This window comes from Streptomyces sp. NPDC001515 (assembly GCF_053597115.1).
Genome location: NZ_JBSFHN010000001.1, coordinates 231862 through 255895, shown reverse-complemented (window position 1 = coordinate 255895; position 24034 = coordinate 231862). Strand labels below are relative to the sequence as shown.

22 protein-coding genes are annotated in these 24034 nt (G+C 73.2%); 9 read left to right on the top strand and 13 right to left on the bottom strand.

All coding sequences use genetic code 11. The annotated features are described in order from the left end of the window. Positions 1–51 precede the first annotated feature (51 nt). Entirely contained in the window at positions 52–1866 is a 1815-nt protein-coding gene (locus ACWCXC_RS01220; RefSeq protein WP_450885859.1) for a serine/threonine-protein kinase, read from the bottom strand. 230 nt (positions 1867–2096) lie between these two features. Further along, positions 2097–2975 carry a menaquinone biosynthetic enzyme MqnA/MqnD family protein gene (locus ACWCXC_RS01215; protein ID WP_450684701.1) on the bottom strand — a complete coding sequence of 293 codons (879 nt, stop codon included), beginning with the start codon at positions 2973–2975 and terminating at the stop codon, positions 2097–2099. Between the two features lie 365 nt (positions 2976–3340). On the opposite strand from ACWCXC_RS01215, the gene ACWCXC_RS01210 reads away from it, so the two are divergent. Then, entirely contained in the window at positions 3341–3544 is a 204-nt protein-coding gene (locus ACWCXC_RS01210; protein ID WP_003967102.1) for a cold-shock protein, read from the top strand. A 181-nt stretch (positions 3545–3725) separates the two neighbouring features. Here the strand turns inward: ACWCXC_RS01210 and ACWCXC_RS01205 are convergent, their stop codons facing one another. Further along, on the bottom strand, positions 3726–4751 hold the full coding sequence (locus tag ACWCXC_RS01205; protein ID WP_450885857.1) for a CU044_5270 family protein: 1026 nt from the start codon (positions 4749–4751) through the stop codon (positions 3726–3728). Further along, the gene (locus ACWCXC_RS01200) at positions 4748–5398 is read right to left on the bottom strand and encodes an RNA polymerase sigma factor (RefSeq protein ID WP_450885855.1); all 651 of its coding nucleotides are present in this window, start codon (positions 5396–5398) and stop codon (positions 4748–4750) included. Before ACWCXC_RS01200 ends, ACWCXC_RS01205 begins: the two co-directional genes overlap by 4 nt. A 113-nt stretch (positions 5399–5511) precedes the next feature. Between ACWCXC_RS01200 and ACWCXC_RS01195 the strand changes: the two genes are divergently transcribed. After that, positions 5512–6339: a MerR family transcriptional regulator gene (locus ACWCXC_RS01195; protein WP_450684704.1), complete on the top strand. Its 828-nt coding sequence runs from the start codon at positions 5512–5514 to the stop codon at positions 6337–6339. A gap of 82 nt (positions 6340–6421) precedes the next feature. On the opposite strand, the gene ACWCXC_RS01190 is transcribed toward ACWCXC_RS01195, so the two are convergent. Further along, entirely contained in the window at positions 6422–7654 is a 1233-nt protein-coding gene (locus ACWCXC_RS01190) for an amidohydrolase family protein (protein WP_450885852.1), read from the bottom strand. A 234-nt stretch (positions 7655–7888) separates the two neighbouring features. Here ACWCXC_RS01190 and ACWCXC_RS01185 point away from each other — a divergent pair, with 234 nt between their 5' ends. Both ACWCXC_RS01185 and ACWCXC_RS01180 read left to right on the top strand, forming a co-directional pair. Next, positions 7889–10858, top strand: a complete 2970-nt coding sequence (locus tag ACWCXC_RS01185; protein ID WP_450885850.1) for a BTAD domain-containing putative transcriptional regulator — start codon at positions 7889–7891, stop codon at positions 10856–10858. A gap of 209 nt (positions 10859–11067) precedes the next feature. Further along, positions 11068–11256, top strand: a complete 189-nt coding sequence (locus ACWCXC_RS01180) for a hypothetical protein (protein WP_450684707.1) — start codon at positions 11068–11070, stop codon at positions 11254–11256. A 109-nt stretch (positions 11257–11365) separates the two neighbouring features. Here ACWCXC_RS01180 and ACWCXC_RS01175 read toward each other — a convergent pair whose 3' ends face one another. From ACWCXC_RS01175 to ACWCXC_RS01165, 3 genes are all read right to left on the bottom strand, one after another. Continuing rightward, entirely contained in the window at positions 11366–11761 is a 396-nt protein-coding gene (locus tag ACWCXC_RS01175) for a PIN domain-containing protein (protein WP_450684708.1), read from the bottom strand. Continuing rightward, positions 11761–12036 (bottom strand): hypothetical protein, encoded by a 276-nt coding sequence (locus tag ACWCXC_RS01170; protein WP_450684709.1) that lies wholly within the window; start codon positions 12034–12036, stop codon positions 11761–11763. Before ACWCXC_RS01170 ends, ACWCXC_RS01175 begins: the two co-directional genes overlap by 1 nt. 64 nt (positions 12037–12100) lie before the next feature. After that, a complete protein-coding gene (locus ACWCXC_RS01165; protein ID WP_450885847.1) occupies positions 12101–13678 on the bottom strand; it encodes a FadD3 family acyl-CoA ligase in 1578 nt (525 codons plus the stop codon). A 112-nt stretch (positions 13679–13790) separates the two neighbouring features. On the opposite strand from ACWCXC_RS01165, the gene ACWCXC_RS01160 reads away from it, so the two are divergent. From ACWCXC_RS01160 to ACWCXC_RS01150, 3 genes are read left to right on the top strand one after another with little or no spacing between them, the layout of a single operon-like run. Then, a complete protein-coding gene (locus ACWCXC_RS01160; RefSeq protein WP_450684711.1) occupies positions 13791–14939 on the top strand; it encodes a lipid-transfer protein in 1149 nt (382 codons plus the stop codon). 6 nt (positions 14940–14945) lie between these two features. Continuing rightward, positions 14946–15386, top strand: a complete 441-nt coding sequence (locus tag ACWCXC_RS01155; protein ID WP_450684712.1) for a Zn-ribbon domain-containing OB-fold protein — start codon at positions 14946–14948, stop codon at positions 15384–15386. Between the two features lie 4 nt (positions 15387–15390). Continuing rightward, positions 15391–16170, top strand: a complete 780-nt coding sequence (locus ACWCXC_RS01150; RefSeq protein WP_450885844.1) for an enoyl-CoA hydratase/isomerase family protein — start codon at positions 15391–15393, stop codon at positions 16168–16170. Positions 16171–16204: 34 nt separating this feature from the next. Here ACWCXC_RS01150 and ACWCXC_RS01145 read toward each other — a convergent pair whose 3' ends face one another. Then, positions 16205–16750 carry a hypothetical protein gene (locus tag ACWCXC_RS01145; RefSeq protein ID WP_450684714.1) on the bottom strand — a complete coding sequence of 182 codons (546 nt, stop codon included), beginning with the start codon at positions 16748–16750 and terminating at the stop codon, positions 16205–16207. Positions 16751–16974: 224 nt separating this feature from the next. On the opposite strand from ACWCXC_RS01145, the gene ACWCXC_RS01140 reads away from it, so the two are divergent. Then, a complete protein-coding gene (locus ACWCXC_RS01140; RefSeq protein WP_450885842.1) occupies positions 16975–17619 on the top strand; it encodes a hypothetical protein in 645 nt (214 codons plus the stop codon). Between the two features lie 148 nt (positions 17620–17767). Here ACWCXC_RS01140 and ACWCXC_RS01135 read toward each other — a convergent pair whose 3' ends face one another. Next, complete coding sequence (locus ACWCXC_RS01135) at positions 17768–20140, bottom strand: outer membrane protein assembly factor BamB family protein (protein ID WP_450886386.1); 2373 nt, start codon at positions 20138–20140, stop codon at positions 17768–17770. Positions 20141–20318: 178 nt separating this feature from the next. Beyond that, positions 20319–21119, bottom strand: a complete 801-nt coding sequence (locus ACWCXC_RS01130; protein ID WP_450885840.1) for a VOC family protein — start codon at positions 21117–21119, stop codon at positions 20319–20321. A 321-nt stretch (positions 21120–21440) separates the two neighbouring features. Between ACWCXC_RS01130 and ACWCXC_RS01125 the strand changes: the two genes are divergently transcribed. After that, positions 21441–22088: a TetR family transcriptional regulator gene (locus ACWCXC_RS01125; protein WP_450680936.1), complete on the top strand. Its 648-nt coding sequence runs from the start codon at positions 21441–21443 to the stop codon at positions 22086–22088. Positions 22089–22204: 116 nt separating this feature from the next. Here ACWCXC_RS01125 and ACWCXC_RS01120 read toward each other — a convergent pair whose 3' ends face one another. Then, entirely contained in the window at positions 22205–22720 is a 516-nt protein-coding gene (locus tag ACWCXC_RS01120) for a nitroreductase family deazaflavin-dependent oxidoreductase (RefSeq protein WP_450885837.1), read from the bottom strand. Next, positions 22720–23982 (bottom strand): acyl-CoA dehydrogenase family protein, encoded by a 1263-nt coding sequence (locus ACWCXC_RS01115; RefSeq protein ID WP_450886384.1) that lies wholly within the window; start codon positions 23980–23982, stop codon positions 22720–22722. The genes ACWCXC_RS01120 and ACWCXC_RS01115 overlap by 1 nt, the downstream gene beginning before the upstream one ends. Positions 23983–24034 lie beyond the last annotated feature (52 nt).

The window sequence follows — 24034 nt, the reverse complement described above, 5'->3', positions numbered from 1 at the left end:
TTTTTCAACGGATCCATGGACCGGTTCAGCGTACGCCAGCCCCGCCGGGCCTCAGCGGCCGGACCTGGCCAGCGTGCCGTACGGGAGCCCGGCCGCCCGCTCCTCGGAGCGGAAGCGCAGGGTGCCGTCGTCGGCGCGCGTGTAGTGGAGGACGGCCGGGTTGGTGGTGCAGAGGCCGGGGGTGCCGGGGCGGTCGGGGTCGGTCCGTTCCCGCAGGGTGAGCGCCTTGTCGGTGGCGGAGGTGAGGGAGGCGACGCTGTAGCAGCGCACCTCCACGCCGAGGCTTTCGACGGTCGTCGTCATGCGGACCACGTCGTCCCCCTCGGCCCCCTTGCCGATCACCGCGGTGAGCGTGCCGTGCGGGGCGCCGGTCGTCTTCTCGGTGAGCGGGCCGCGCCAGGTGCCGAGGAAGGCCGTCGGGACCTCGGCCACCCGGCCCGGGGTGCGGGTCCCCGAGCCGGACGGGGTGCCCGGCGCGGAGCCGGTGGAGCCGTCCGGGGTGCGCGGTGACGTCTCGGCGCCCGTGGTCGGCCGCGCTCCGGCGTTCTCGGTGCCGTCCCCGCCGGGCATCAGGTCGAAGAGGTACGCGCCGCCGACGGTCGCCACCGCCAGCGCCCCGGCCACCGCGAGCGCGACGGTGCAGCTGAGCCGGCGCCCCCGCCGCCCGTCCGGCCGGGAGCCCGCGTCGATGCCGAGGGCGAACCGGGGACGGGCCGTGCGCGGGCCGGGCACCCCGCCCGCCCCGGCCCCGCGCGGCCCCGGCTCCGACCGGGGGTCGGGCGCCGTCCGCGGGTCGGCCGGCGGCCCGAAGACCCCGAGGCCCCCGCCGCCGGCCGCACCGGCCGTCCCGCCGGCACCGTCCGCGCCGCCCATGCCGTCCACGCCGCCCCGGCCGCCGATGCCTCCGGCGCCTCCCATGCCGAACGAGGCGCTGCTGAACGGCACCGGACCCGACTGCACCGGCGCGTCCTGCGGTTCCAGGTCCAGCAGGGCCACCGCCGAGCGGCTGACCTCGCGCTCCAGGAAGGCGGGGAGCCAGCCCGCGGCCACCGCGGCCGCCGCGCCGCCGGGCATCAGCCGGCGGGCCAGCTCGGCCGGGGTCGGGCGGTGCGCCGGGTCCTTGGCCAGGCAGGCGGCGATCACCTCGCGCAGCTCGCCCTCCAGCTCGCCCAGCTCGGGCTCCTCGTGCACGACCTTGTAGAGGAGGACCGCGGAGGAGTCGCCGAGGAAGGGGGCCGAGCCCGTCGCCGCGTACGCCAGCACCGCGCCCAGCGAGAAGATGTCGGCCTCGCCGGAGATCTCCTGGCCCCGGATCTGCTCGGGGGACATGTAGCCGGGCGAGCCGACGGAGACCCCGGTGGACGTGAGGGAGACGGTCGCGTCGATGGCGCGGGCGATGCCGAAGTCGATCAGCCGGGGGCCGTCGAGGGCGAGCAGCACGTTGGACGGCTTCACGTCGCGGTGGATGAGCCCCTGCCCGTGGACGGCGGCCAGCGCCTCCGCGAGCCCGGCGCCCAGGGTGCGGACCGCCTGTTCGGGCAGCGGGCCGTGGGCGGTCACCGCGGAGGAAAGCGGTGGCCCGGCCACGTAGCCGTGGGCGACCCAGGGCACGGGGGCGTCCGGGTCGGCGTCCAGGACGGGCGCGGTCCACTGGCCGCCGATGCGCCGGGCCGCGTCCACCTCGCGGCGGAAGCGGGCACGGAACTGCTCGTCGAGCGCGAAGTGCGGATGGACGACCTTGACCGCGACCGTACGGCCGCCCGCGCTGCGTCCGACATAGACGCGGCCCATGCCTCCGGCCCCGAGTCTGCCGAGCAGCCGATAGGCACCGATGCCCAGCGGGTCGCCGGCTTCGAGCGGCTGCATATTCGGACTCCCCCTGTGGACCGGCTGACATCCGACCGAAGCCTAGGCTCTGAAGGTCATCGGCTCACAGAGGAAACCATCCGACGATTTCGCCCCGGAGGGAACGAACGACATCATTCGCCACAACAAAAGGCGTGAATGTGCCGTTCCGCCGGTCGGTTATCGAAGAGATCCGGTCGATTGATCGAGAGCTCCGGTCGATTGATCGAACGGCTCGGCCCGTTGCGAATTCAACCGCCCAGCAGTTCGACGCGCACATCCGACGGGAAGCCGGTCGTCGGGCCGGTGCGGCGGGCGAACTCCTCGACCCCGGCGAGCTGCGCCGGACCGAATCGGAAATCGAGGGTGGTGAAGTAGCGCTCCAGCACCTCCGCGTCGAAAGCCTCCCAGCGCGCGGCCTGCTCCGCGACCTTGGTGACCTCCTCCAGCGAGAGGTCGCGCGAGGCCAGGAACGCCTCGTGGACCTTGCGCACGGCGGTCGGCTCGGAGGCGAGATAGTCCTTGCGCGCGGCCCAGACGGCGAAGACGAAGGGCAGCCCCGTCCACTCCTTCCACATGGCGCCCAGATCGTGGACCTGGAGCCCGAGCCGGGGGGCGTCGTGCAGATTGGCGCGGAGCGCGGCGTCCCCGATGAGGACGGCGGCGTCGGCCTCCTGCATCATCACGCCGAGGTCCGGCGGGCAGGTGTAGTAGTCCGGGGTGACGCCGTACCGCTCGGCGAGCAGCAACTGCGCCAGGCGTACGGAGGTGCGGGAGGTGGAGCCGAGCGCGACCCGGGCCCGGTCGAGGTCCTCCAGGGGACGCTGCGACACGATGACGCACGACATGACGGGGCCGTCGCAGCCGACGGCGATGTCGGGGAAGGCGACCAGGTCGTCGGCGTTGCGCAGGAACTCCACGAGGGTGACCGGACCCATGTCCAGCTCGCCTCGGATCAACTGCTCGCTGAGCTTCTCCGGGGTGTCCTTCGACAGCTCCAGATCGAGCAGGGTTCCGGTCCGTGCGAGGCCCCAGTAGAGGGGGAGGCAGTTCAGGAACTGGATGTGGCCGACGCGCGGCCGGCTGCGACGGTCGTCGCCTGCGACGGTTGAGACGGTTGAATTGTCCACATCGCGAGGCTAGACCCGCACTGCTCGGCGCGCCCCACCGGGGGCGCGCGGTGTCACGCACCACTTCTTCACGAAGGTCTCGCACGGACCCCGCGACCGGCTCTCCGGAAGGGGTGCGGAAGGGTGCGAAGTCACCCGGAAGACACTCTCGGGACGCTCATCCGCACGGCAATCAAACATCCGGGTGAAGTGATCTTTCCCTCTACCCCTCGGCACACGCTGCGTGCTAGGCTCGTCGCCAAGTTGCAGTTTGGTTTCCCTTGCAGTACAGAGCCTGCGGAGCATGTAACCCCGCAGGCTTTTGTAGTTTTCAGACTTCTTTGCAGGTTCTGGAGCAGGGCAACCCTTTGGCCCAAGGAGGGCTTATGGCTACCGGAACCGTCAAGTGGTTCAACGCTGAAAAGGGCTTCGGCTTCATCGCCCAGGACGGCGGCGGCCCGGATGTCTTCGTCCACTACTCCGCGATCAACGCGTCCGGGTTCCGCTCCCTCGAGGAGAACCAGGTCGTGAACTTCGACGTCACTCAGGGTCCGAAGGGCCCGCAGGCTGAGAACGTCACCCCGGCCTAGTTGCCAGGTCGGCCGATCGCGGCCGCATATGCAGTACCCAAGGAGCCCCGCTCCTCCGCTCCGGCGGAGAAGCGGGGCTCCTGCCCGTTGTACGGCCCCGGACGGATGCGGGCGGAATGCGGGGAATTCCGCCCGCACCCACCCGTCATCCGGATGTGCGATTACTTCGTCGGCGTCCCGTCTACTTCTTCGGCGTCTCGTCGCGGCTGTTCACGACGCCCCGGTCGAGCACCGCCTGCATTTCGGTGACGGTGCCCTTCCTGCCCAGTTCGGTGTTCCGGACGAGATAGGAACGCAGTCCGAGATAGTCGTAACTGTTGGCGTCGAAGACCAGCTCCTTGCGTTCGTGCGTCCGCTCGTCGGTGCGGGCCAGGGCGACACCGGGCCGGCCGTCGCCGTCCTGGGCCTTCTTCACCATGACGACGCCGGGGATCTCGGCGGCGGCGCGGTAGATCGCGGCGCCGGTCTCGGGCGGCAGGATCGACTCGCCGATCAGGCCGCCGACGTAGTCGAAGAGGTCCTGGTCGGAGGAGCCGGTGTACGCGGCGTCCGCGCGGAGCTTCTTCAGCAGGGCGCCCGGCTCGGTGGGCAGCGCCGCCAGCGCCGCGTAGGTGTGGTTCCGGTTGTACTGGCGCAGCCCCTCCTCGTCCGGCTCGGACCAGACGATGTCGTCGCCGGGCTGCTTGAGCCGGCTCTGCACCTTGTCGGGGTTCTGGGAGGTCCAGGACTCGCGGTAGTACGTCTTCAGCTGGAAGGCCTCGCCCACCTTCGCCTGCATGTTGGAGTAGTGCGAGCGCACGTACACGAACTGGTCCGCGCGGACGCGGAGGGCCGGGCCCTGTTCGGCGTGGCGGGCGACGTTCTCCATGAGCGCGCCCACGCCGTCGGCCGAGGCGACCTCGACCTTGACCACGGGGGCGGCGCTGAGGTGGTAGCCGGTGTCCCCGCCGCCCTGGCCGGGACCGGCCAGGAAGGTGAAGGCCAGCGCCCCGGCGGCGGCCATGCCGACCGGCACGGCGTACCAGCCGCGCAGCCGGCGCGGGCGGGTGCTGCCCGCCGCCGTCTTCTCCCCGGCCCCGGCCTGGTGGATCTCGTTCATCACGTACTCCTTGAGCAGCCGTTGGCGGTCGCCCGGCAGGACCGGTCCGTGCGGCTCGGGCAGCCGTGCCCGGAGCTCCTGGGCGACCTTCTCGGCGTCTGCACTCATCGGTTCCCCTCCCTTTCGTTCGACCGGACCGCGGTGGCGCGGTCACCCAGGTACTGTCCGGCTGATCCCGGTAGTTCCCTGTTTCTCGCGGTTTTCTCGTATCTCTTCAGCTCGTCCTCGGTGAGGTCGCGCAGCCGCTTCCTGGCCCGGGAGAGCCGGGAGCGGACGGTGCCGACCGGGACGCCGAGTGCGCGGGCGGCCTGCCGGTAGTCCAGTCCGTCCCAGACGCAGAGCAGGAAGACCTCCCGCTCCTTGGGGCGCAGCCGGGCGAGCGCGGCCCGCGCCGCCGCGAGCTGTTCGGCGTCGTGGATGCGGCCCACGAGTTCGTCGGCGAAGTCGGGCACGGCGGGCCGGACCGGGACCCGGGTCAGGGCGGCGTCGTGGCGGCGGGCGGCGCGGCGGGTGTTGCGCAGGACGTTGGTGGCGATGCCGAGCAGCCAGGGCTTCAGCTCCTCGTCGGACTCGCGCAGGGTGGTGCGCAGCCGCCACGCCTCCAGGAAGGTCAGCGAGACGATGTCCTCCGCGCCGGCGGTATCGCCCGTCGACCGCGCCGCGTACCGGAAGACCGTGCGGGCGTGGTCGTCGAAGAGGGTGCCGAACGCGTCCGGGTCGCCTGCCCGTATCCGGGCTCTCAGGGAATGCTCCACGTCAGGTCCTGTCCGGGGCGGACGCCGGGTTCCGGTGACCTGGGTCACAGGGCTCGGGGCTCCGGGTGATGCTTGACCCTGACACCGTGTGAGGCCGTGCACTGGGAGACATCATGTTCACCATCGGAGACTTCGCCCGGTACGGACGGGTGTCGGTCCGCATGCTGCGTCATTACGACGCGGTCGGACTGCTGCACCCCGACCGTACCGACCCCGCCAACGGCTACCGCCACTACGGTGCCGCCCAGCTCGCCCGGCTCAACCGGATCATCGCCCTCAAGGACCTCGGCTTCACGCTCCAGCAGGTGCGGGCCGTCCTGGACGAGGAGGTGGACCCGGAACAGCTCCGCGGCATGCTGCGGCTGCGCCGGGCGGAGCTGGAGGAGGCGATGGCGCGGGCCGCGGCGCGGCTCGTCCAGGTCGAGGCGAGGCTCCGGTCGATCGAGAGCGAGGGACACATGTCCACGGACGATGTCGTGATCAAGACCATCCCGGCGGTGCGGGTCGCGGAGCTGACGGGGACCGCCGCGAGCTATGAGCCGCAGGACATCACTCCGGTGATCCGGCCGCTGTACGAGCGGCTCTTCCCGCTACTGGAGGGGGCCGGGGTCCGGCCGACGGGCCCGGGGATCGCCCGGTACGAGGACGCCCCGGAGGGCGGCGGCGCCATCGTGGTGCACGCCGGGGTGACGGTCTCGGCCCCGCTGGGGCCGGTGGGTGACACGGGCGTCACGGTGGTGGAGCTGGAGCCGGTGGAGGCGGCGACCATCGTGCACCGGGGGCCGATGGCCACGGTGCTGCCGACGACGCAGACGCTGGCCCGCTGGATCGACGCGGGCGGACGCCGTTCGGCGGGGTACGCGCGCGAGGTCAGCCTGGAGTGCCCCGAGGACGAGTCGCTGTGGGTGACGGAGCTCCAGGAGCCGCTGGCCGCTGGGTGACCGGGGCGGGGGCCCGGCCGCGCCCGGCCAGGCCGGTGCCGGGCCCCCGCCCTCGAACGGGACCCGGCCCCGGGGCGCCGGTTCAGGCCCCGGTGCCGGGTCCCGCCCACAGTCCGTCGGGGGTGAGACCCAGCAGGTCGATGGCGTTGCCCCGCACGATGCGCTCCACGACCTGGGCGTCCAGGTGGCCCATCTGCGCCTCACCGACCTCGCGGGACTTGGGCCAGGTCGAGTCGGAGTGCGGGTAGTCCGTCTCGTACAGGACGTTCCCCACCCCGATGGCGTCGAGGTTCCTGAGCCCGAAGGCGTCGTCGAAGAAGCAGCCGAAGACGTGGTCGGCGAAGAGCTCGGACGGCGGGCGGTGGACCTTGTCCGCGACGCCGCCCCAGGCACGGTTCTCCTCCCAGACCACGTCGGCGCGTTCCAGGATGTAGGGGATCCAGCCGATCTGGCCCTCGGCGTACATGATCCGCAGGTTCGGGAAGCGTTCGAACTTGCCGCTCATCAGCCAGTCCACCATCGAGAAGCAGCAGTTGGCGAAGGTGATGGTGGAGCCGACGGCGGGCGGGGCGTCGGCGGAGGTGGAGGGCATCTTCGAGGACGAGCCGATGTGCATGGCGATCACCGTCCCCGTCTCGTCGCAGGCGCGCAGGAACGGGTCCCAGTCGTCCGTGTGGATGGACGGCAGTCCCAGGTGCGGGGGTATCTCGGAGAACGCGACGGCGCGCACCCCGCGCGCGGCGTTGCGGCGGACCTCGGCGGCGGCCAGTTCCGCGTCCCAGAGCGGGATGAGGGTGAGCGGGACGAGCCGGCCGTGCGCCTCGGGGCCGCACCACTCCTCGACCATCCAGTCGTTGTACGCGCGCACCGAGAGCAGCCCCAGCTCCCGGTCCTTGGCCTCGGTGAAGGTCTGGCCGCAGAAGCGGGGGAAGGTGGGGAAGCAGAGGGCGGACTGGACGTGGTTGACGTCCATGTCGGCGAGGCGTTCGGGCACGGAGAACGAGCCGGGGCGCATCTGCTCGTAGGTGATGACTTCGAGCCTGATCTCGTCCCGGTCGTAGCCGACGGCGGTGTCCAGCCGGGTGAGCGGGCGGTGCAGGTCCTCGTACACCCACCAGTCGCCGATCGGTCCGTCGTCGCCCGGGGCGCCCATCACGGGGGCGAACTTTCCGCCCATGAAGGTCATTTCCTTGAGCGGTGCGCGGACGATGCGCGGTCCGGAGTCGGCGTACCTGGACGGGAGCCGGTCCCGCCAGACATGAGCGGGCTCCACCGTGTGGTCGTCCACCGAGATGATCTTCGGGAAGGTCTCCATGCGGTCCACGGTAGCGTTGATCTGACGAACCGTCAGCTATCTGTGCGGGGACCCGTTCCACAATCGTTGTCGAGGGCTTGTGCAGAGAGTCACCCAAGGCTGACGAGTCGCCCCTCCACAAGGCAGACTGTTGACGGCGATACCAACGGTATGGAGCAATCCGGATGGCCCCGGAGGGAACGGGACATCTGCGGCCCCTGCCGGGCGGCGCACAGGGTGGGACAGGAGGCAGCAATGGGCCGTGACGTCGGGCCACGGGTACGTGTTCCGGAGCAACGCGCCCCGGAGCGGGGGGCCGTACAGGACGCGGGTCTGCACTTCTCCGTGCTCGGTCCGGTACGGGCCCGGCGCGGGGAGGAGACGCTGCCGTCCGGATCGCCCCAGCAGCGCGCCCTGCTGACCGCCCTGCTGCTGCGCGGCGGCCGGACGGCCACGGCCGCCGAACTCATCGACGCCATCTGGGGCGAGGACCCGCCCTCCCAGGCGCTGGCCGCCGTCCGCACCTACGCCTCCCGGCTCCGCAAGACGCTGGGCCCGCTGACCCTGGCCAGCGACTCCGGCGGCTACGCGATGCGGGTCGCGCCGGAGGCGCTCGACCTGACCCGGGCCCAGGAACGGGCCGCCGAGGCGGAGAAGGCGCGCGCCTCGGGCGACCGCCCCCGGGCCCGGGAGCTGCTGAACGAGGCGCTGGCGCTGTGGGACGGCGAGGCGCTGGCCTCCGTCCCCGGCCCGTACGCCGACAACCAGCGCACCCGGCTGGAGGAGTGGCGGCTCCAGCTCACCGAGAGCCGGCTCGATCTGGACCTGGAGGTCGGCTGCCACGCGGAGGCCGTCTCCGAACTGACCGCGCTCACCGCCGCGCACCCGCTGCGCGAGCGGCTGCGCGAACTGCTCATGGTGGCGCTGTACCGCAGCGGTCGGCAGGCCGAGGCGCTGGCCGTCTACGCGGACACCCGCCGGCTGCTCGCCGAGGAACTGGGCGTGGACCCGCGCCCGGAGCTGGCCCAGCTCCAGCAGCGCATCCTGCGCGCCGACGAGGAACTGGCCCGCCCGGCGGACGAACCGGCCCCGGCCCCCGCACCGGTCCGCCCGGCCCAGCTCCCGGCGACCGTACCGGACTTCACCGGCCGCGCCTCCTTCGTCCGCGAACTCGGGGACCGCCTCGGCACCGCCGAGGGCTCCGTGATGGCCGTCTCCGCCCTGGCCGGCATCGGCGGCGTCGGCAAGACGACGCTCGCCGTGCACGTCGCCCACCAGGCCCGCCGGCACTTCCCCGACGGACAGCTCTACGTCGACCTCCAGGGCGCCGGCTCCCGGGCCGCCGAGCCGGAGGCGGTGCTCGGCGCGTTCCTGCGGGCGCTGGGCACGGCGGACTCCGCGATCCCCGACTCGCTGGACGAGCGCGCCGCGCTCTACCGCTCCGCGCTGGACGGCCGCCGGGTCCTGGTCCTCCTGGACAACGCCCACGACGCCGCCCAGATCCGCCCCCTGCTCCCCGGCACGGAGGGCTGCGCCGCGCTGGTCACCAGCCGCGTCCGGATGGTCGACCTGGCGGGCGCGCACCTCGTCGACCTCGATGTGATGTCCCCCGAGGAGGCGCTCCAGCTCTTCACCCGCATCGCGGGCGAGGAGCGCGTCACCTCCGAGCGCGAGGCCGCCCTCGACGTGGTCGCCGCCTGCGGTTTCCTCCCCCTCGCCATCCGCATCGCCGCCTCCCGGCTGGCCTCCCGCCGCACCTGGACGGTCTCCGTCCTCGCCGCCAAGCTCGCGGACGAGCGCCGCCGCCTGGACGAGCTCCAGGCCGGCGACCTCGCGGTGAAGGCCACCTTCGAACTCGGCTACGGCCAGCTCGAACCCGCCCAGGCCCGCGCCTTCCGCCTGCTCGGCCTCGCCGACGGCCCCGACATCTCGCTCGCCGCCGCGGCCGCCCTGCTCGACCTGGACGTCCACGCGGCCGAGGACCTCCTCGAAGCGCTCGTCGACACCAGCCTCCTCGAATCCGCCGCCCCGGGCCGCTACCGCTACCACGACCTCGTCCGCCTCTACGCCCGCTCCTGCGCCGACCGCGACGAACAGCCCCCGGAGGAGAAGGACCGGGCGCTGTCGCGGCTGCTGGACTTCTATCTGGCGACGGCGGCGGGGGTGTACGCGCTGGAGCGGCCGGGGGACCGGCTGGTGGACCACCTGCAGCCCACCGAACGGGCCGGGCTGTCGTTCCGGAGCAGATCCACCGCCCGCGACTGGCTGTACGCCGAGGCCGGCCCGCTGCTGTCCTGCGTGCGGCAGCTCTGCTCGCCCGACACCCTGCCCCGTTCGGTCGACCTGCTGTGGGCGGCGCTCGATCTGGGCGAGTCCGGTACGGACGCGAAGCAGTACGAGTCCACCGCCCTCGCCGTTCTCACGGCCGCCCGCCGGGCGGGCGACCGCCGCACCGAGGTGCGGGCGCTGATGACGCTGGCGGACGTGCACCACACCTCGGGCCGCTTCGACCAGGCCCGTGACGAGTCGGAGCAGGTGATGGAGCTGGTCGGGTCCACCTCCGACCCGCTGCCCGGCTGCTGGGCGCCGAACGCGCTCGGGATCATGGCCCTCTACGAGAACCGGCACGCGGACGGCGAGAAGTACCTCAGCCTCGCCATCGAACGCTTCCGCCGCATCGAGGACCGGCCGGGCGAGGCCAGCGCCCTGTGCAACCTGTCGCGCATCCACCTCGCCACCGCGCGGACCGAGAGCGCGGTCTCGCTGGCCCAGCAGGGCATCGCGATCTACAACAGCCTCGGGCACACCCTGCGCAGCGCCAACGGGCGCTACGCCCTCGGCATGGCGCTGACGCAGAGCGGGCAGTTCGCCGCCGCCTCCGAGGTCCTGCTGGAGGCGCTCGGCATCTTCCGGGACAGCAGGCAGCGCCTGTGGGAGGGGATGGCGCTCTTCCGGCTGTCGGAGGTGGACCTCGCGTGGGGCCGGCCCGCCGACGCCGCGACCAAGGCGGAACAGGCCCTGACGGCCCTTCGGGGCATCGGCGGCGAGTGGCGGCGGGGGAACGTCCTCACCGTACTGGGCCGCGCGCTCAACAGCATCGGCCAGTTCGGCCGGGCCCATGTGTGCTGGCGCGAGGCGCTGACGATCTACGAACGGCTCGGCTCCCAGGAGGCCGCGGGGGTACGCGCCCTGCTCTCCTCCGTCCCCTCGGCGGCGGCCTCCTGACCTCCGCGTTCGGGGCGTTCATCAATCGTTTATCCGGGCCCGGCAGTCTCATCCCTGTCGATCCGCCGCGTCGGGGGGCAGACGGGTCGACGCCGAAGCCGTAGCACTAAGGTGAGCGGCTCTGGAGACGCCCGCCCGGCAGTCCACGGGGGAACAGCCGGGCGGGCCTCACCGACCCATCACAGAAAAGCCGAGGGAAGCAGACGATCATGGCTGACGCGAAGAAGGATCTGGAGCTCAAGCCCGAGGACATGCACGCGACCGGGGAGGACGCGGTCCAGATAACGACGCAGGACATGCACGCCACGGGCAGCCCGATCAAGCCGCTGGACATGCACGCCACGGGTGGCGAAGCCTCCACCAACGACATGCACGCCACGTCGGAGCCGGCCAACTGACGACTTCTCTCGACGGGGGAACGGCCGCGGTGGCGCGGAGGGGGAGCCACCGCGGCCGTTGCATGTCCGGACGCGGACGCGGTGCGGACGGGGTGTGTCCGCCGTGCGGCTACATGCCCCGCACCAGCACCCCCGCCCCGCAGAGCTTCCCCATGTCGTCCTCGTCCGAGGTGAACACCACCACCCGCCCGCGCTGACGGCCGGCGATCACCGCGAGAGCCGCGTCGATGGCGTACCTGTGGCCGTGCAGGCCGGTGGCGCGCAGGAGCCGGATGGCCTCGTCGGCGATGACCTTGGTGACGGGTTCGACGACGACCCGCGACATCGCCCAGTCCCAGACGGGTTGCCGGATCCTGCTGTGATACGCCTCGATGAGCGTCATCGAACTCGTCACGACGCGGACGTTCGACCGGTGGGCCTTCGCGAGCGTCACGGCCATGGCGCGGTCGTTCAGGGCGACCCTGGAGAGGGCCTCACTGTCCAACACGTACGTCATCTCCGGCATCAGGCGGCTTCCGGCCGCGCGTCGGAGGCGGACTCGCGCTCTTCGAACCAGCGCTCGATGTCACGCCTCTCCTTCTCGGCCGCCGCCTCCTCGGCCTCGGTCAGCGGACCGTGCTCCTCCAACAGCCGCTCCACCAGCTCCCCCAGCCGGTCGTGCTCGCGCTGCCGCTCTATGGCACGGGTGACATAGGCGCTGAAGGCCCCGGGGCCGACCTCCTTGCGGATCTCCTCCGCGAGCTCCTCGGGGAGGGTGACGGTGTACTTCTTGGTTGCCATACTTCGCACCATACTCCGCACCCGTTCGGCCGAACAGGCCGGTTCATCACATAGGGTGACCGGCTCACCCGAGGGAGTGATCGACCCTCCCCCGCAGCTCGCCCTTCAGCACCTTCCCGCTCGCGTTGCGCGGCAGTTCGGCCACGAACTCCACCGCGCGCGGCACCTTGTAGTTGGCCATCTCGCGCCGCGACCAGGCGATGAGGTCGTCCTCGGTGACCGTCGCGCCCGGCCGGCGGACCGCGTACGCCTTGCCGACCTCGCCGAGGCGGGGGTCGGGGACGCCGATGACGGCGACGTCGGCGATGTCGGGGTGGAGGCCGAGGAGCTGTTCGATCTCGGCGGGGTAGGCGTTGAAGCCGCCGACGATGAACATGTCCTTGATCCGGTCGGTGATGCGCAGGTTGCCCGCCGCGTCGAGGACGCCGATGTCGCCGGTGTGGAGCCAGCCGTCCGGGGTGACCGTGGCCGCCGTCGTCTCGGGGTCCTCGAAGTAGCCGCCCATGACGTGGAAGCCCCGGACGAGGATCTCGCCGGGTTCGCCGGGGGCGGCCAGGACGCGGAGTTCGGTGCCGGGGATGGCGCGGCCGGAGGTGGAGGCGATGACCTCGGCGGGGTCGCCCCGGCGGCACATGGTGACGATGCCGCTCGCCTCGGAGAGGCCGTAGGCGGTGAGGACCGTGGCGATGTTCAGCTCGGCGCGGAGCCGTTCGACCAGCCGGAGGGGGACGACCGCCGCTCCGGTCACGACGAGGCGGAGGGCGGAGAGGTCGTGGGACGCGCGGGCGGGGTGGTCCAGGAGGGACTGGTGGAGCGTGGGCGGCCCCGGGAGGACCGAGACGCGTTCGGCGGCGATGTTGGCGAGGACCGTGTCCACGCTGAAGACCGGCTGCGGGATCATCGTCGCCCCGCGCATGAGGCAGGCGATGATGCCCGCCTTGTAGCCGAAGGTGTGGAAGAACGGGTTCACGATCAGGTAGCGGTCGCCCTCGCGCAGCCCGGCCAGCTCGCTCCAGATCGCGTAGCAGCGCAGGGTCTGGGCGTGGGTGATGACGGCGCCCTTGGGGCGGCCCGTGGTGCCCGAGGTGTAGATGATGTCGGAGGGGGCCGAGGCGGGGACCGCGTCGGCCCGTTCCCGGACCTGCCCGGCTGATATCCCCTCCCCCGTCGCCAGGAAGTCCTTCCAGGTGACGTAGTCCTCCGCCTCCGGCGCGGTGTCGGCGAGGACCACCACCTTCTCCAGGTGCGGCAGGTCCGCCTCGGCCCGGCGCAGGGACGCCACGTACGAGGTGCCGAGGAAGGTGCCGGTGACGAAGAGCAGCTTGGCCCGGCTGCGCTCCAGGACGTACGCCGCCTCCGCGCCCTTGAAGCGGGTGTTGAGCGGGACGAGGACCGCGCCCGCCGTGACCGCGCCGAGCGCGGAGACGATCCAGTCCAGGGTGTTGGGCGCCCAGATCGCGACCCGGTCCCCCGGCTCCACCCCGTCCGCCATGCACGCGGCGGCGGCCCGCTCCACCCGCTCGCCCAGTTCCGCGTAGGTGACCCGGGTCCGGCCCTCCACCACCGCCTCGCGGTCCCGGTAGCGGCGCGCCGCCGCGCGCACCAGGTCGGGGACGGTGGACCATTCCTCGTCGCCGCGCATCTCGTGCCCTCCCGTCGAACGGAAAACCGTCCCGCCCCTCGTAGCTGACTATCCGTCAGATTAGCTGTAGCCTCTGCCGCTGTCAGCAGTCGCGACGGCCTCGGAGGTGGCGGTGGGGACGCTCAAGGACAAGGCGGCGATAGCCGGAATCGGGCAGACGGCGTTCGCGAAGCACCTGCCCGAGTCGGAGAAGACCCTGGCGTGCCGGGCGATCCTCGCCGCGCTCGACGACGCGGGCATCGCCCCGTCGGAGGTGGACGCCTTCGCCTCGTACACCATGGAGGAGACCGACGAGGTCGAGGTCGCCAAGGCGATCGGCGCCGGGGACGTCACCTTCTTCAGCAAGGTCGGCTACGGCGGCGGCGGTTCCTGCGCGACGCTCGCGCATCTGGCCGCCGCCGTCGCCACCGGGCAGGCGAGCGTCGGGGTGGCCTGGCGTTCGCGCAAACGCGGGTCGGGCCCGCGCCCCTGGAAGAACACCGCCGTGCAGTTGCCCACCCCCGCCCAGTGGACCCGGCCCTACGGGCTGCTGCGCCCCGCCGACGAGATCGGCATGCTCGCCCGGCGCTACATGCACGAGTACGGGGCCACCCGCGACCACCTGTTCAACGTGGCCCTCGCCTGCCGCAACCGCGCCAACCAGAACCCGGACGCCGTGATGTACGAACGGCCGCTGACCCGCGACATGTATATGACCTCGCGCTGGATCAGCGAGCCGCTCTGCCTCTTCGACAACTGCCTGGAGACCGACGGGGCGCTGGCCTGCGTGATCGTCTCCGCCGAACGGGCCCGCGACTGCCGGCAGCGGCCCGTCTACCTCCACTCGGTCGCCCAGGGCCTGCCCGCCCAGCACCACGGGATGGTCAACTACTGGAACGACGACCCGCTCACCGGCCCCGCCTGGGCCGCCGCCCGGCAGCTCTGGAAACAGGCCGACTTCGGGCCGCAGGACGTCGACGTCGCCCAGATCTACGACGCGTTCACCCCGCTCATCCCGCTCTCCCTGGAGGGGTACGGATTCTGCGGACGCGGCGAGGGCGGCGCGTTCACCGAGGGCGGGGCGCTGGAGAGCGGCGGCCGGCTGCCGATCAACACCGGCGGCGGCGGCCTCAGCGAGGGCTACGTCCACGGCTTCAACCTCATCAACGAGGGCGTGAAGCAACTCCGCGGCACCTCCACCGCCCAGGTGCCCTCCGCCTCGACCTGCCTGGTCACCGCCGGGGAGGGCGTCCCCACCTCCGCCGTCCTGCTGAGGAGCTGAACCGCGATGGACGATCTTCTGCTGCCCGTCGTCGACGACGACGGCGCCCCCTTCTGGGAGTACGCGGCCCGGGGCGAACTGCGCGTCCAGGCGTGCGCCGCCCCGGACTGCGGCCGGCTCCGCTTCCCGCCCCGGCCGTGCTGCCCGCACTGCGGCTCCTTCGACAGCGAGTGGCGGGAGACGAGCGGCCGCGGCCGCATCTGGTCGTACGTGCTGCCGCACCCCCCGCTCCTTCCGGCGTACGCCGCCCAGGCCCCGTACAACGCGGTCGTCGTTGAACTCGCCGAGGCCCCGCACATCCGGCTGGTCGGCAATGTGGTCAGCGGCCCGGACGCGCCCCTGGACTCGGTCGACCCGGCACGGCTGCGGATCGGGGCCCCGGTGCGGGTGGTGTTCTGCCCCGTCGCGCCCGGAACCGTGCTGGTCCGCTGGCTGCTGGAGCGGTGAGCCGATGAGCCTGCGCACGGAGACCGACGCGGCGACCGGGGTCGCGCTGCTCACCCTGGACCGGCCGGAGCGGCACAACGCGATCGATCTGGCCACCGCCGCCGAACTCGTCGCCGCCTGGCGGGCGTTCCGGTTCGACGACACGGTCAGGGCGGTGGTGCTCACCGGGGCCGGCGGGCGGGCGTTCTGCACCGGCATCGACCGGGACGCCGAGGTCCCGCAGCCCTCCTCGCTGTACGCGATCGACGATCCGCTGCTCACGGTCGGGCCCAAGGCCAACGACCTGTGGAAGCCGGTGATCGCGGCCGTGGAGGGGATGGCGTGCGGCGGGGCGTTCTACCTGCTGGGCGAGGCGGAGTTCGTCGTCGCCTCCGAGGGGGCCACGTTCTTCGATCCGCACACGACGTACGGCATGGTCAGCGCCTACGAGACGATCGCGATGGCGCAGCGGATGCCGTTCGGCGAGGTGGCCCGGATGGCCCTGATGGGGACGGCGGAGCGGGTCACGGCCCGCAGGGCGTACGAGACCGGGCTGGTCAGCGAGGTGACGGAGGCCGGGGGCGCGGTGCCGGCGGCGCTGCGGGCCGCCGAGGTGATCGCCTCGTACCCCACCGGGGCGGTGCAGGGCACCGTGCGGGCGGTGTGGTCGGCGAAGGAGGCGGCGCGGGCGCAGGCGTTCGCCCACGCCCCGCACCTGATCGCGCTCGGGAACCTGGCACCCGAGGAGCAGGCCGGGCTGTTCGGGGGGCGGGGCCGGGGCGGTGGAGGGTTCCGCCTGCGGTGAGGGCCGCGGTGGGGGGTGGCCGCGCGGCCCCGGGTCAGTACAGCAGTTCGGCGGTGGCCGAGCACTTCTTGACGCGGGACACCTTGGAGGGGTGGTCCATGCGCACGGAGACGGTCTTCGTCTCGTTGCCCTCCACGGTGGTGGAGGCCGTGCCCGTGTCGACGGTGTTGCCGATCGCGTCGAGGAAGGTCACCTCGACCTCGTAGGTGTGGCTGCCGGTCGCCGTCGCGTTCGGGGTGAGCCGCGCGGTGGAGACGGTGACGGCCTTGCGCTTGCCCTTGCGGGGCGAGGCGCAGCGGAAGACGTACACCTGGGGCGCGTCCGTCGCGGTGGCGGTCGGGGTGCTGTCGACCGAACCGGACGAACCGCCGCTCGACGAGGAGTAGTCGGTGTCGGAGTCCGTGTCGTGGTAGGTGCCGTTGCTCTTCTTGGAGTTGGAGCACCCGCCTCCGCCGCCGCTGCTGCTGTGCGACTTGCTCTTGCCGCTGCCGCCCCGGCCCTTGCCGCTGGTGGAGAAGCCGGTGAGGGCGAGGACCACCGCCACCAGCACCACTGTCAGCTTCACATGCTGCTTCACCATCGCCATGTCCCCCTCGGGTGCCCGCTTCTCGTTCCGTGCGTGCCGTCCGTCGGCGCGTTGTCGAACGGGCGCGCGACAACGTAGCGCACAGCATCCCGCCCGCGTTCCGGCGCCCCGGTCATGGTCCTGTCACAGATGCGTCATGGTCCGTCTGGTGGCGGCACCCCGGGGCCCGGCGTAGCGTCGGAGCGAGGGCGATGGCCATCGTCCGCGGGAGGCCGGAGATGATCCGCAACGTCCTGGGTTCCGTCGTCGCTCTCCTAGGAGCGGCGGCCGCCGTGCAGAGCCCCTTCCGTGACTGGTACGACGGCCGCCTCGGGCGGTACTACCGCGTCGGCGACCTGTTCACCGGGATCACCGGGGCCCACCCCGCCGTGCTCGGCTCGATCCTGCTGCCGTTCCTCGTGGCCGCCGTCCTGGCGGTCGTGGGCGTCGTGCTGCGTTTCCGGCCGCTGGTGGCGGTCGCGGGCGTGCTGGTGCTGGGCTTCACCGTCCTGTGGATGGTGCGCCAGGGGCAGGCGGAGGGGAGCCTGACGGTCGCGGGCGACGGCTCGGGGCTCGATGAGGGCGTGGCGACCGCGGCGGCCGGCGGGGTGCTGCTCCTGCTGGGCGCCGCGCTGATGTCCGGGCGGCCCCGCGCGGTCCGCGCCGAACCTCCCTACGAAGCGCCGGACTCGGCCGATCCCGACACCTGGCCGCCCACCCGCGAGCCGGGGCCCTCGGTCCAGACGAGCCCCTGGCCCGAGCCGGAGGCGGAGCCGTACGTGGGCCCGGACGACACCCGGCGGCCCCCGCCGCCCGGGGAGCGGCGCCCGCCGGAGGACCCCCGCCCGCCCGGGGAGCCGCGTTCCCCGAAGGACACCGGTTGAACGGCTAGGGCCTTTCGTTCGGATCAGGCTGGATCAGGGAGCGGGGTGTGGTGCGTGGGGCTGCAAGGCGGAGGAGGGCGTCAACGGCACGCACCTGACGCCGCCCGGCCCGCCCTCCGGGCGGACGACGGGAATTGTCAGACAGGCCCTAGGACCGCGCCCGGTTCCCCGTCCCCGTGCCCTTGACCGCGTCCAGCGCGTACACGCAGCGATCCTTGCTGCACGCGTAGACGACGCCGCCCTGGGCCACGGGCGAGCCGGTGATCTCGCCGCCGGTGGCGAGCTTCCAGCGGAGCTGGCCGCCCGCCGCGTCGAGGGTGTAGAGGACGTGGTCGGCGGAGCCGAAGTGGACGCGGCCGTCGGCGACGACCGGGGCCCCCACGACCTCGCCGCCCGCGGCGAACCGCCACTTCGGGGTGCCCGTGACGGCGTCCAGGGTGTAGAGCGCGCTGCCGCTGCCGACGTGCACGTTGCCCGCCTCCACCAGCACCGGCTCGATCGACTGGCGGGCCTCCGTGGCGATGCGCCAGCGGTCCTTGCCGGTCGAGGCGTCCAGGGCGTAGACGGTGCCGAGGTAGTCCGCGAGGTACACCCCGCCGCCGGTCACCGCCGGGCCGGGCGCGAAGGCGGGCGGGGAGAGGAAGACCGCGGGGGCCTCGAAGTGCCAGCGGACGTGGCCGGCGGCGATGTCCACGGCGAGGACGCGGGTCCCCGCCGCGATGTACACATAGCCGTCCGCGGCCGGGGTCACCCGGACCGGCACACCGCCGCAGGAGGCGGCGTCGCCCACCGGGTAGGACCAGCGCTCGGTGCCGGTGCGGGCGTCGACGGCCCGCAGCCGGGCGTCCTGCCAGAGGTAGACCGTGCCGTCGTGCAGGGCCGGCCCGGCCTCCGCCGTCTCGAAGTCCGTCTGCGCCCCGGTGATCTCCCAGAGCCGCTCCCCGGTGGCCGCCTCCCATGCCTGGACGCCGCCGCCCCGGGTGGCGGTGACGACGGTGCCGCGCTCGGCGCGCAGCGCGTACACCCACGCCTCGCTCTGCGCCCGCCAGCGCTCGGCGCCGCTCGTCGCGTCCAGGGCGTAGAGCGAGGGGCCGTCGGAGGCGTGGATGCTGCCGCCGTCCACGGCCATCGCCCAGGCCACGTCCCTGGTCTTGAACTGGCGCCGCCCGTTGCCGGTGTCCAGCGCGTGCACCTCGAAGGAGGTCACGTAGAGCAGGTCACCGACGACGACGGGGGTGCCCCACACATCGTTCGACATGCGGAAACGCCAGGGCCGCCAGCGGTCCGGCGCGGCCGGTCCGGCCTCGGGCGCGGGGGCCGGGGCGGGCACGGGGGCGTGCGTGGCGGCGGGGGCCGCGCCGTTCATCCCGGCGGGCGGGCGCACCCAGTCGGTCGCCGGGCCGGCCTCGGCGGCGGCGGAGGCGCGCACGTCCTGGGCCCGGGGGCCGGGGCCGATCGGCACGGCCGCGCCCTGGAGGCGTACGGGACCGCCGGCGTCGGGCACCGGGACGGGGGCGGGCGGGGCGGCGGGCGGCGGGGGCGGGTTGTCGCCGGGGCGCCAGGCGTTGTCCCAGTCGGCGCCGCGCTGCGGCGGCGCGGCGGGCGCGGGCCGGGCGGCGGGGGCGCGGCCACCGCCCCGGCGCTGCTCGATCATCGCGGTGGCCTCGGCGGGCAGCCAGGCCGACGCGGTGCCGCTGTCGTCGCCGCCGGAGGCGAAGAGGTGCGGGGCGAGCTGGGCCTGGAGCTCGGCCGGGGTGGGGCGTAGCGCGGCGTCCATCTGCATGCAGGACTCGATGAGCGGGCGCAGGTCCTCGGGGAGTCCGGCGAGGTCGGGGCCCTCGCGCAGCAGCATGAAGACGGTCTCGACGGGGTTGGCTCCGTGGAACGGGGCGTGCCCGGTAGCGGCGAAGACCAGGGTGGAGCCGAGCGAGAAGATGTCGCTGGCCCCGGTGACGCTGCGGGAGTCGCGGGCCTGCTCGGGCGACATGTACGCGGGCGTGCCGACGGCGACGTTCGTCATGGTGAGCCGGGTGTTGGAGACCCCGGAGGCGATCCCGAAGTCGATGACCCGGGGGCCGTCCTCGACGACCAGCACGTTGGAGGGCTTCATGTCGCGGTGGACGAGCTTGGCGCCGTGGATGGACTGGAGGGCCTCGGCGATGCCCGCGGCGAGCCAGCGCACGGCCTGCGTCGGCATCGGCCCGCACTCATTCACTATCTCTTCGAGCGAGGGGGCGGGCACATAGGCGGTGGCCAGCCACGGCACGGCGGCACGCGGGTCCGCGTCGACGACGGCGGCCGTGTAGAAACCACTGACCGCGCGGGCCGCCTCGACCTCGCGCGTGAAGCGGACCCGGAACAGCTGGTCCTCGGCCAGTTCCGTGCGGACCGTCTTGATCGCCACCCGCCGGCCGGACGCCGAGCGGGCGAGATAGACCAGCCCCATGCCGCCGGCCCCGAGCCGTCCCAGCACCTCGAACGGGCCGATCCGCCTCGGGTCGTGCTGCGTCAGCTGCTCCACCACTTGCCTGCCACCTCCCCGTACGGACCCCAGGGATCAGAGGTCCGCGAAAAACCCGCCGTGTGCAGCGTCTCATCCGTGGGCACCACCCGGCGGTGCGCACCCCGATTCTTCCTGGCCGAGGCTCCGGTGGCGAACCCGGGGGCGGATCGGGGTGTCCCGTAGCACTCCGCCCGTTTCAGGACAGGGGCGGCTGAAGTACGGCGAAGACGGCGCCCTGGTCGTCCTGGACGACGGCCATCCGCCCGTACGGGATGTCGAAGGGCTCCGCCGAGATCCGGCCACCGAACCTCTGGACGGTCTCGGCGGTGGCGTCGCAGTCGGCGACGGCGAAGTAGCTGAGGAAGTAGCTGGGCATCTCGGCGGGGAAGGCGTCGGTGATGACGCTGCGCCCGCCGACGGCGGTGTCGGGGCCCGGTTCGGTGCCCTCCGGGGACCACATGCGGAAGTCGACGCCGGATTCGGCGGTGCCGGGGCCGCCGGGCCCGGACTCGTCGAGGTCCGTGGAGCGGAAGCCGAAGACGGCCTCGTAGAAGGCGTCCACGCGCTCCTTCTCGCGGGTGTAGACCTCGGTCCAGCAGAAGGAGCCGGGTTCGTTCTGCTTCTGGAAGCCCTTGCGCTCGGCGGCCTGCCAGAGGCCGAAGACCGCGCCGCCGGGGTCGGCGGCCTGGGCGACGATCCCGGCGAGCCCGGCGCGGACGGGGGTGGTGATGATCTGGCCGCCGTGCTCGCGGATCAGGGCGACGGTGGCGCCGATGTCGTCGGTGGCGAAGTAGACGCCCCAGGCGGTGGGCATCCGGCCGTCCCGCTTGGCGGCGAGGGCGGCGACGAGCCGGCCCTCGCTGAGCGCGTCGGCGTACGGGCCGTCGCCGGGCCGGAAGGTCCAGCCGAACAGCTCGCCGTAGAAGCGCTTGCCGGCTTCGAGGTCGGGGAGCTGCGCATCCACCCAGCACGGGGCGGACCGTGCGAACGCGGCCATGGGCCCGGCTCCTTCCGTCGCGGTGACGCTCGTCACACCCAACGTAGCCGTGCGGCCCGTCCGGCGCCCCTCAGCCCCCTCGATGCGAACGCACGTTCGATACGCGGCGCCCCGCACACCCTCGTCACGCGGTCCTCACGGAAAGTTATCCACCAAAGTTGTCCACAGGCTGTTGATAACACTAATCACCCGGTGGAAAGCGGTCGGGAGACCCCGGGGCGCATCCCCCGAAATCCCCCCGTTCCCCCCACCACGCATGCCCCGCACCCCATTTGCACTCGGCCGAATCGCGCTCCGATCACCCGTCGGTAAGCTGACGGCATGACAGGACAAGTACGCACCGTCGACGGCCGCGTGGCCGGTCGACGCGGTCAGGCGACGCGGCAGAAGCTGCTCGACTGCCTCAGCGAGATGCTCGGCTCCTCGCCGTACCGGGACGTCAAAGTCATCGACGTCGCCCGGAAGGCGGGGACTTCACCCGCGACCTTCTACCAGTACTTCCCGGACGTCGAGGGCGCCGTTCTCGAAATCGCCGAGGAAATGGCCAAAGAGGGCGCCGGACTGACCGAACTGGTCGCCGGACGCTCCTGGGTCGGCAAGTCGGGCTGGCAGGCCGCCGAGGAACTGGTCGAGGGCTTCCTCGACTTCTGGCGCCGCAACGACGCCATCCTCCGCGTGGTGGACCTCGGCGCGGCCGAGGGCGACAAGCGGTTCTACAAGATCCGCATGAAGATCCTGAACTCGGTCACCAACTCCCTTACGGAATCGGTGAAGGAGCTCCAGGCCAAGGGCAAGGTCGACAAGGACGTCAGCGCCGCGGCGATGGCCGGTTCCCTGGTCGCGATGCTCGCCGCCGTCGCCTCGCACCAGAAGGGCTTCACCGCCTGGGGCGTCAAGCAGGCCGAACTGAAGCCGAACCTGGCGCTGTTGGTGCATCTGGGCATCACCGGCAAGAAGCCGCCGAAGTAACGCGCGGCCGGTCTCCCCACGGGGCGACGCGCGGCGACCCCGCGCGCCCCGGGTCCTGTCTCACCGACGGCGGACCACGCCTGTGGTCCGCCGTCGGCGTACCCGGACGGGACAGCTCAGACCCCCTGGGCCGCGCCCTCCCCGCCGTCCCGCCGCTCCAGCCGGAACAGCCGGATCTCCCGGTCGATCCGGGACTGGTACGCGGCATAGGGCGGCCAGAACCGCAGCGCCTCCCGCCACACCCCGGCGCGCTCCTCCCCCGCCAGCAGCCGGGCCGCCACCGGGATGTCGCGCCCCTTCCAGTTGATGACGGCCGCCTCCGGGTGCGCCAGCAGATTGGCCGTCCACGCCGGATGGCCGGGGCGGCCGAAGTTGCTGCCCACCAGGACCCAGCCCTCGCCGCCGTCCGCAGCGGTGTGCGGCATGCAGGCCAGCGGGGTGGTACGCGGCCGGCCGCTGCGCGCCCCCGGCACCGTGAGCACCACCCCGGGCAGCATCCGGGCGCTGAGCAGCACTCTGCCCCGGGTGAGCCGGTGGACCGCGCGGTCCATGGCGGGCACGACGTGCGGGGCGATCCGCGCGAAGGCCCGGGTCGAGGAGACCTTCTGGACGAGCCGGACGCCGGGCGCCATCAGACCGCCACCCGCCCGGCCCCGTGCCCGGCGCCCTCGCACGGCCGGGTGCCGAACATCCCGGCCCGGTCGGCCGCGTGGTCGCGGAGCAGATGGACGGGACCGAGGAGGAGTTCGTCCCCGGCGGCCCGCTCGAAGTAGCCCCGGGCCCCGCGCTCCCGGGCGGCACCCGGACCGCCCGGCAGCTGCGCGGTCTCGGCGGTGGTGGCGCGCAGCACCTCCAGGGCCTGGGCGAGCGCCAGCCCGCCGGATTCCGGTTCCCCGACGGCGTGGTGGGCGGCGGTCCGGGCCGACTCGACCCGGACGTACAGCTCGGCGAGGCGGAGCCGGGCGGCCGGGTGCGCGCCGGCGGTTCCGGTTCCGGCCGCTTCGGCGGCCTCCGCACGGGCGACGGCCCGCTCCAGCGCGCCCGCGGCGGCCCCGGCGGCCTCGGCGGCGAGGGCGACGGCGGCGGTGCGCCCGGCCTCCGCGAGGGCTCCGGTGACGTCCGCGCCGTCGTCGGCGCCGAGCAGCGCCGCCCCGGTGTCGCGGAGCTGGACGCGGGCGAGCGGGCGGGTCGGGTCGAGCGAGGGGTGCGGGGTGCGGACGAGTCCGGCGGGCGGGACCGGTCCGTCGGCCTCGACCAGGAAGAGGAGGGTGCGGCTGCGCGGGAAGCCGCCGGCGTGGGCGGCGACCACGAGCAGTCCGGCGCTCGCGCCGTCGATCACCGGGACGGCCTCGCCGTACAGCCGCCAGCCGCCGTCACCCCCGACGGGCCTGGCCTGCACCCCGCCGGCCCGGCCGCCGCCCGCCCAGGCCCCCCCGGTGGGGTCGCCGGTGAGGCCGAGGGCGGTGGACAGCGAGCCGCCGGGGACGGCCAGGGCGGCGGTGAGGGTGCCGTCCGCGATGCGCGGCAGCAGGGCGGTGCGCTGGTCCTCGGCGCCGAGGGCGAGGATCAGGGGCGCGGCCAGCGCGGCGGTCGCGAGCAGCGGGGAGGGGAGCAGGGCGCGGCCGGTCTCCTCCAAAGCGGCGGCCAGCCCGGCGGTCCCGCGTCCGCCCCCTCCGTACGCCTCGGGCAGGGCGAGGCCGGGCAGCCCGGGGTCGCGGGCGAGGGCGCGCCAGACCTCCGGGTCGTAGCCGTCCGGCGCACCACTCCCGCCGCCGGGGCCGTCCGGCGCGGCGGCGCCCCCGGGCCCGTCCGGTGCCGGTGAGCGGTGCGCGGCCGGCAGGGCGCGCAGGGCGCGGCGGATCGTGTCCTGGTCCGCGGTGAAGGCGGCGTCCATCATCGGGCTCCTTCCCCTCAGGGGCCGACGGCCTCTGATCTGACGGGCCGTC

What these genes read in the sequence shown, in the direction of transcription:
- ACWCXC_RS01180 (WP_450684707.1), top strand. Translation starts at nt 11,068, where the DNA reads ATGGCTGACGCGAAGAAGGATCTGGAGCTCAAGCCCGAGGACATGCAC.
- ACWCXC_RS01150 (WP_450885844.1), top strand. Translation starts at nt 15,391, where the DNA reads ATGAGCCTGCGCACGGAGACCGACGCGGCGACCGGGGTCGCGCTGCTC.
- ACWCXC_RS01170 (WP_450684709.1), bottom strand. Translation starts at nt 12,036, where the DNA reads ATGGCAACCAAGAAGTACACCGTCACCCTCCCCGAGGAGCTCGCGGAG.
- ACWCXC_RS01115 (WP_450886384.1), bottom strand. Translation starts at nt 23,982, where the DNA reads ATGGACGCCGCCTTCACCGCGGACCAGGACACGATCCGCCGCGCCCTG.
- ACWCXC_RS01130 (WP_450885840.1), bottom strand. Translation starts at nt 21,119, where the DNA reads ATGGCCGCGTTCGCACGGTCCGCCCCGTGCTGGGTGGATGCGCAGCTC.
- ACWCXC_RS01145 (WP_450684714.1), bottom strand. Translation starts at nt 16,750, where the DNA reads ATGGTGAAGCAGCATGTGAAGCTGACAGTGGTGCTGGTGGCGGTGGTC.
- ACWCXC_RS01210 (WP_003967102.1), top strand. Translation starts at nt 3,341, where the DNA reads ATGGCTACCGGAACCGTCAAGTGGTTCAACGCTGAAAAGGGCTTCGGC.
- ACWCXC_RS01190 (WP_450885852.1), bottom strand. Translation starts at nt 7,654, where the DNA reads ATGGAGACCTTCCCGAAGATCATCTCGGTGGACGACCACACGGTGGAG.
- ACWCXC_RS01185 (WP_450885850.1), top strand. Translation starts at nt 7,889, where the DNA reads ATGGGCCGTGACGTCGGGCCACGGGTACGTGTTCCGGAGCAACGCGCC.
- ACWCXC_RS01165 (WP_450885847.1), bottom strand. Translation starts at nt 13,678, where the DNA reads ATGCGCGGCGACGAGGAATGGTCCACCGTCCCCGACCTGGTGCGCGCG.
- ACWCXC_RS01140 (WP_450885842.1), top strand. Translation starts at nt 16,975, where the DNA reads ATGATCCGCAACGTCCTGGGTTCCGTCGTCGCTCTCCTAGGAGCGGCG.
- ACWCXC_RS01125 (WP_450680936.1), top strand. Translation starts at nt 21,441, where the DNA reads ATGACAGGACAAGTACGCACCGTCGACGGCCGCGTGGCCGGTCGACGC.
- ACWCXC_RS01220 (WP_450885859.1), bottom strand. Translation starts at nt 1,866, where the DNA reads ATGCAGCCGCTCGAAGCCGGCGACCCGCTGGGCATCGGTGCCTATCGG.
- ACWCXC_RS01195 (WP_450684704.1), top strand. Translation starts at nt 5,512, where the DNA reads ATGTTCACCATCGGAGACTTCGCCCGGTACGGACGGGTGTCGGTCCGC.
- ACWCXC_RS01175 (WP_450684708.1), bottom strand. Translation starts at nt 11,761, where the DNA reads ATGCCGGAGATGACGTACGTGTTGGACAGTGAGGCCCTCTCCAGGGTC.
- ACWCXC_RS01205 (WP_450885857.1), bottom strand. Translation starts at nt 4,751, where the DNA reads ATGAGTGCAGACGCCGAGAAGGTCGCCCAGGAGCTCCGGGCACGGCTG.
- ACWCXC_RS01120 (WP_450885837.1), bottom strand. Translation starts at nt 22,720, where the DNA reads ATGGCGCCCGGCGTCCGGCTCGTCCAGAAGGTCTCCTCGACCCGGGCC.
- ACWCXC_RS01155 (WP_450684712.1), top strand. Translation starts at nt 14,946, where the DNA reads ATGGACGATCTTCTGCTGCCCGTCGTCGACGACGACGGCGCCCCCTTC.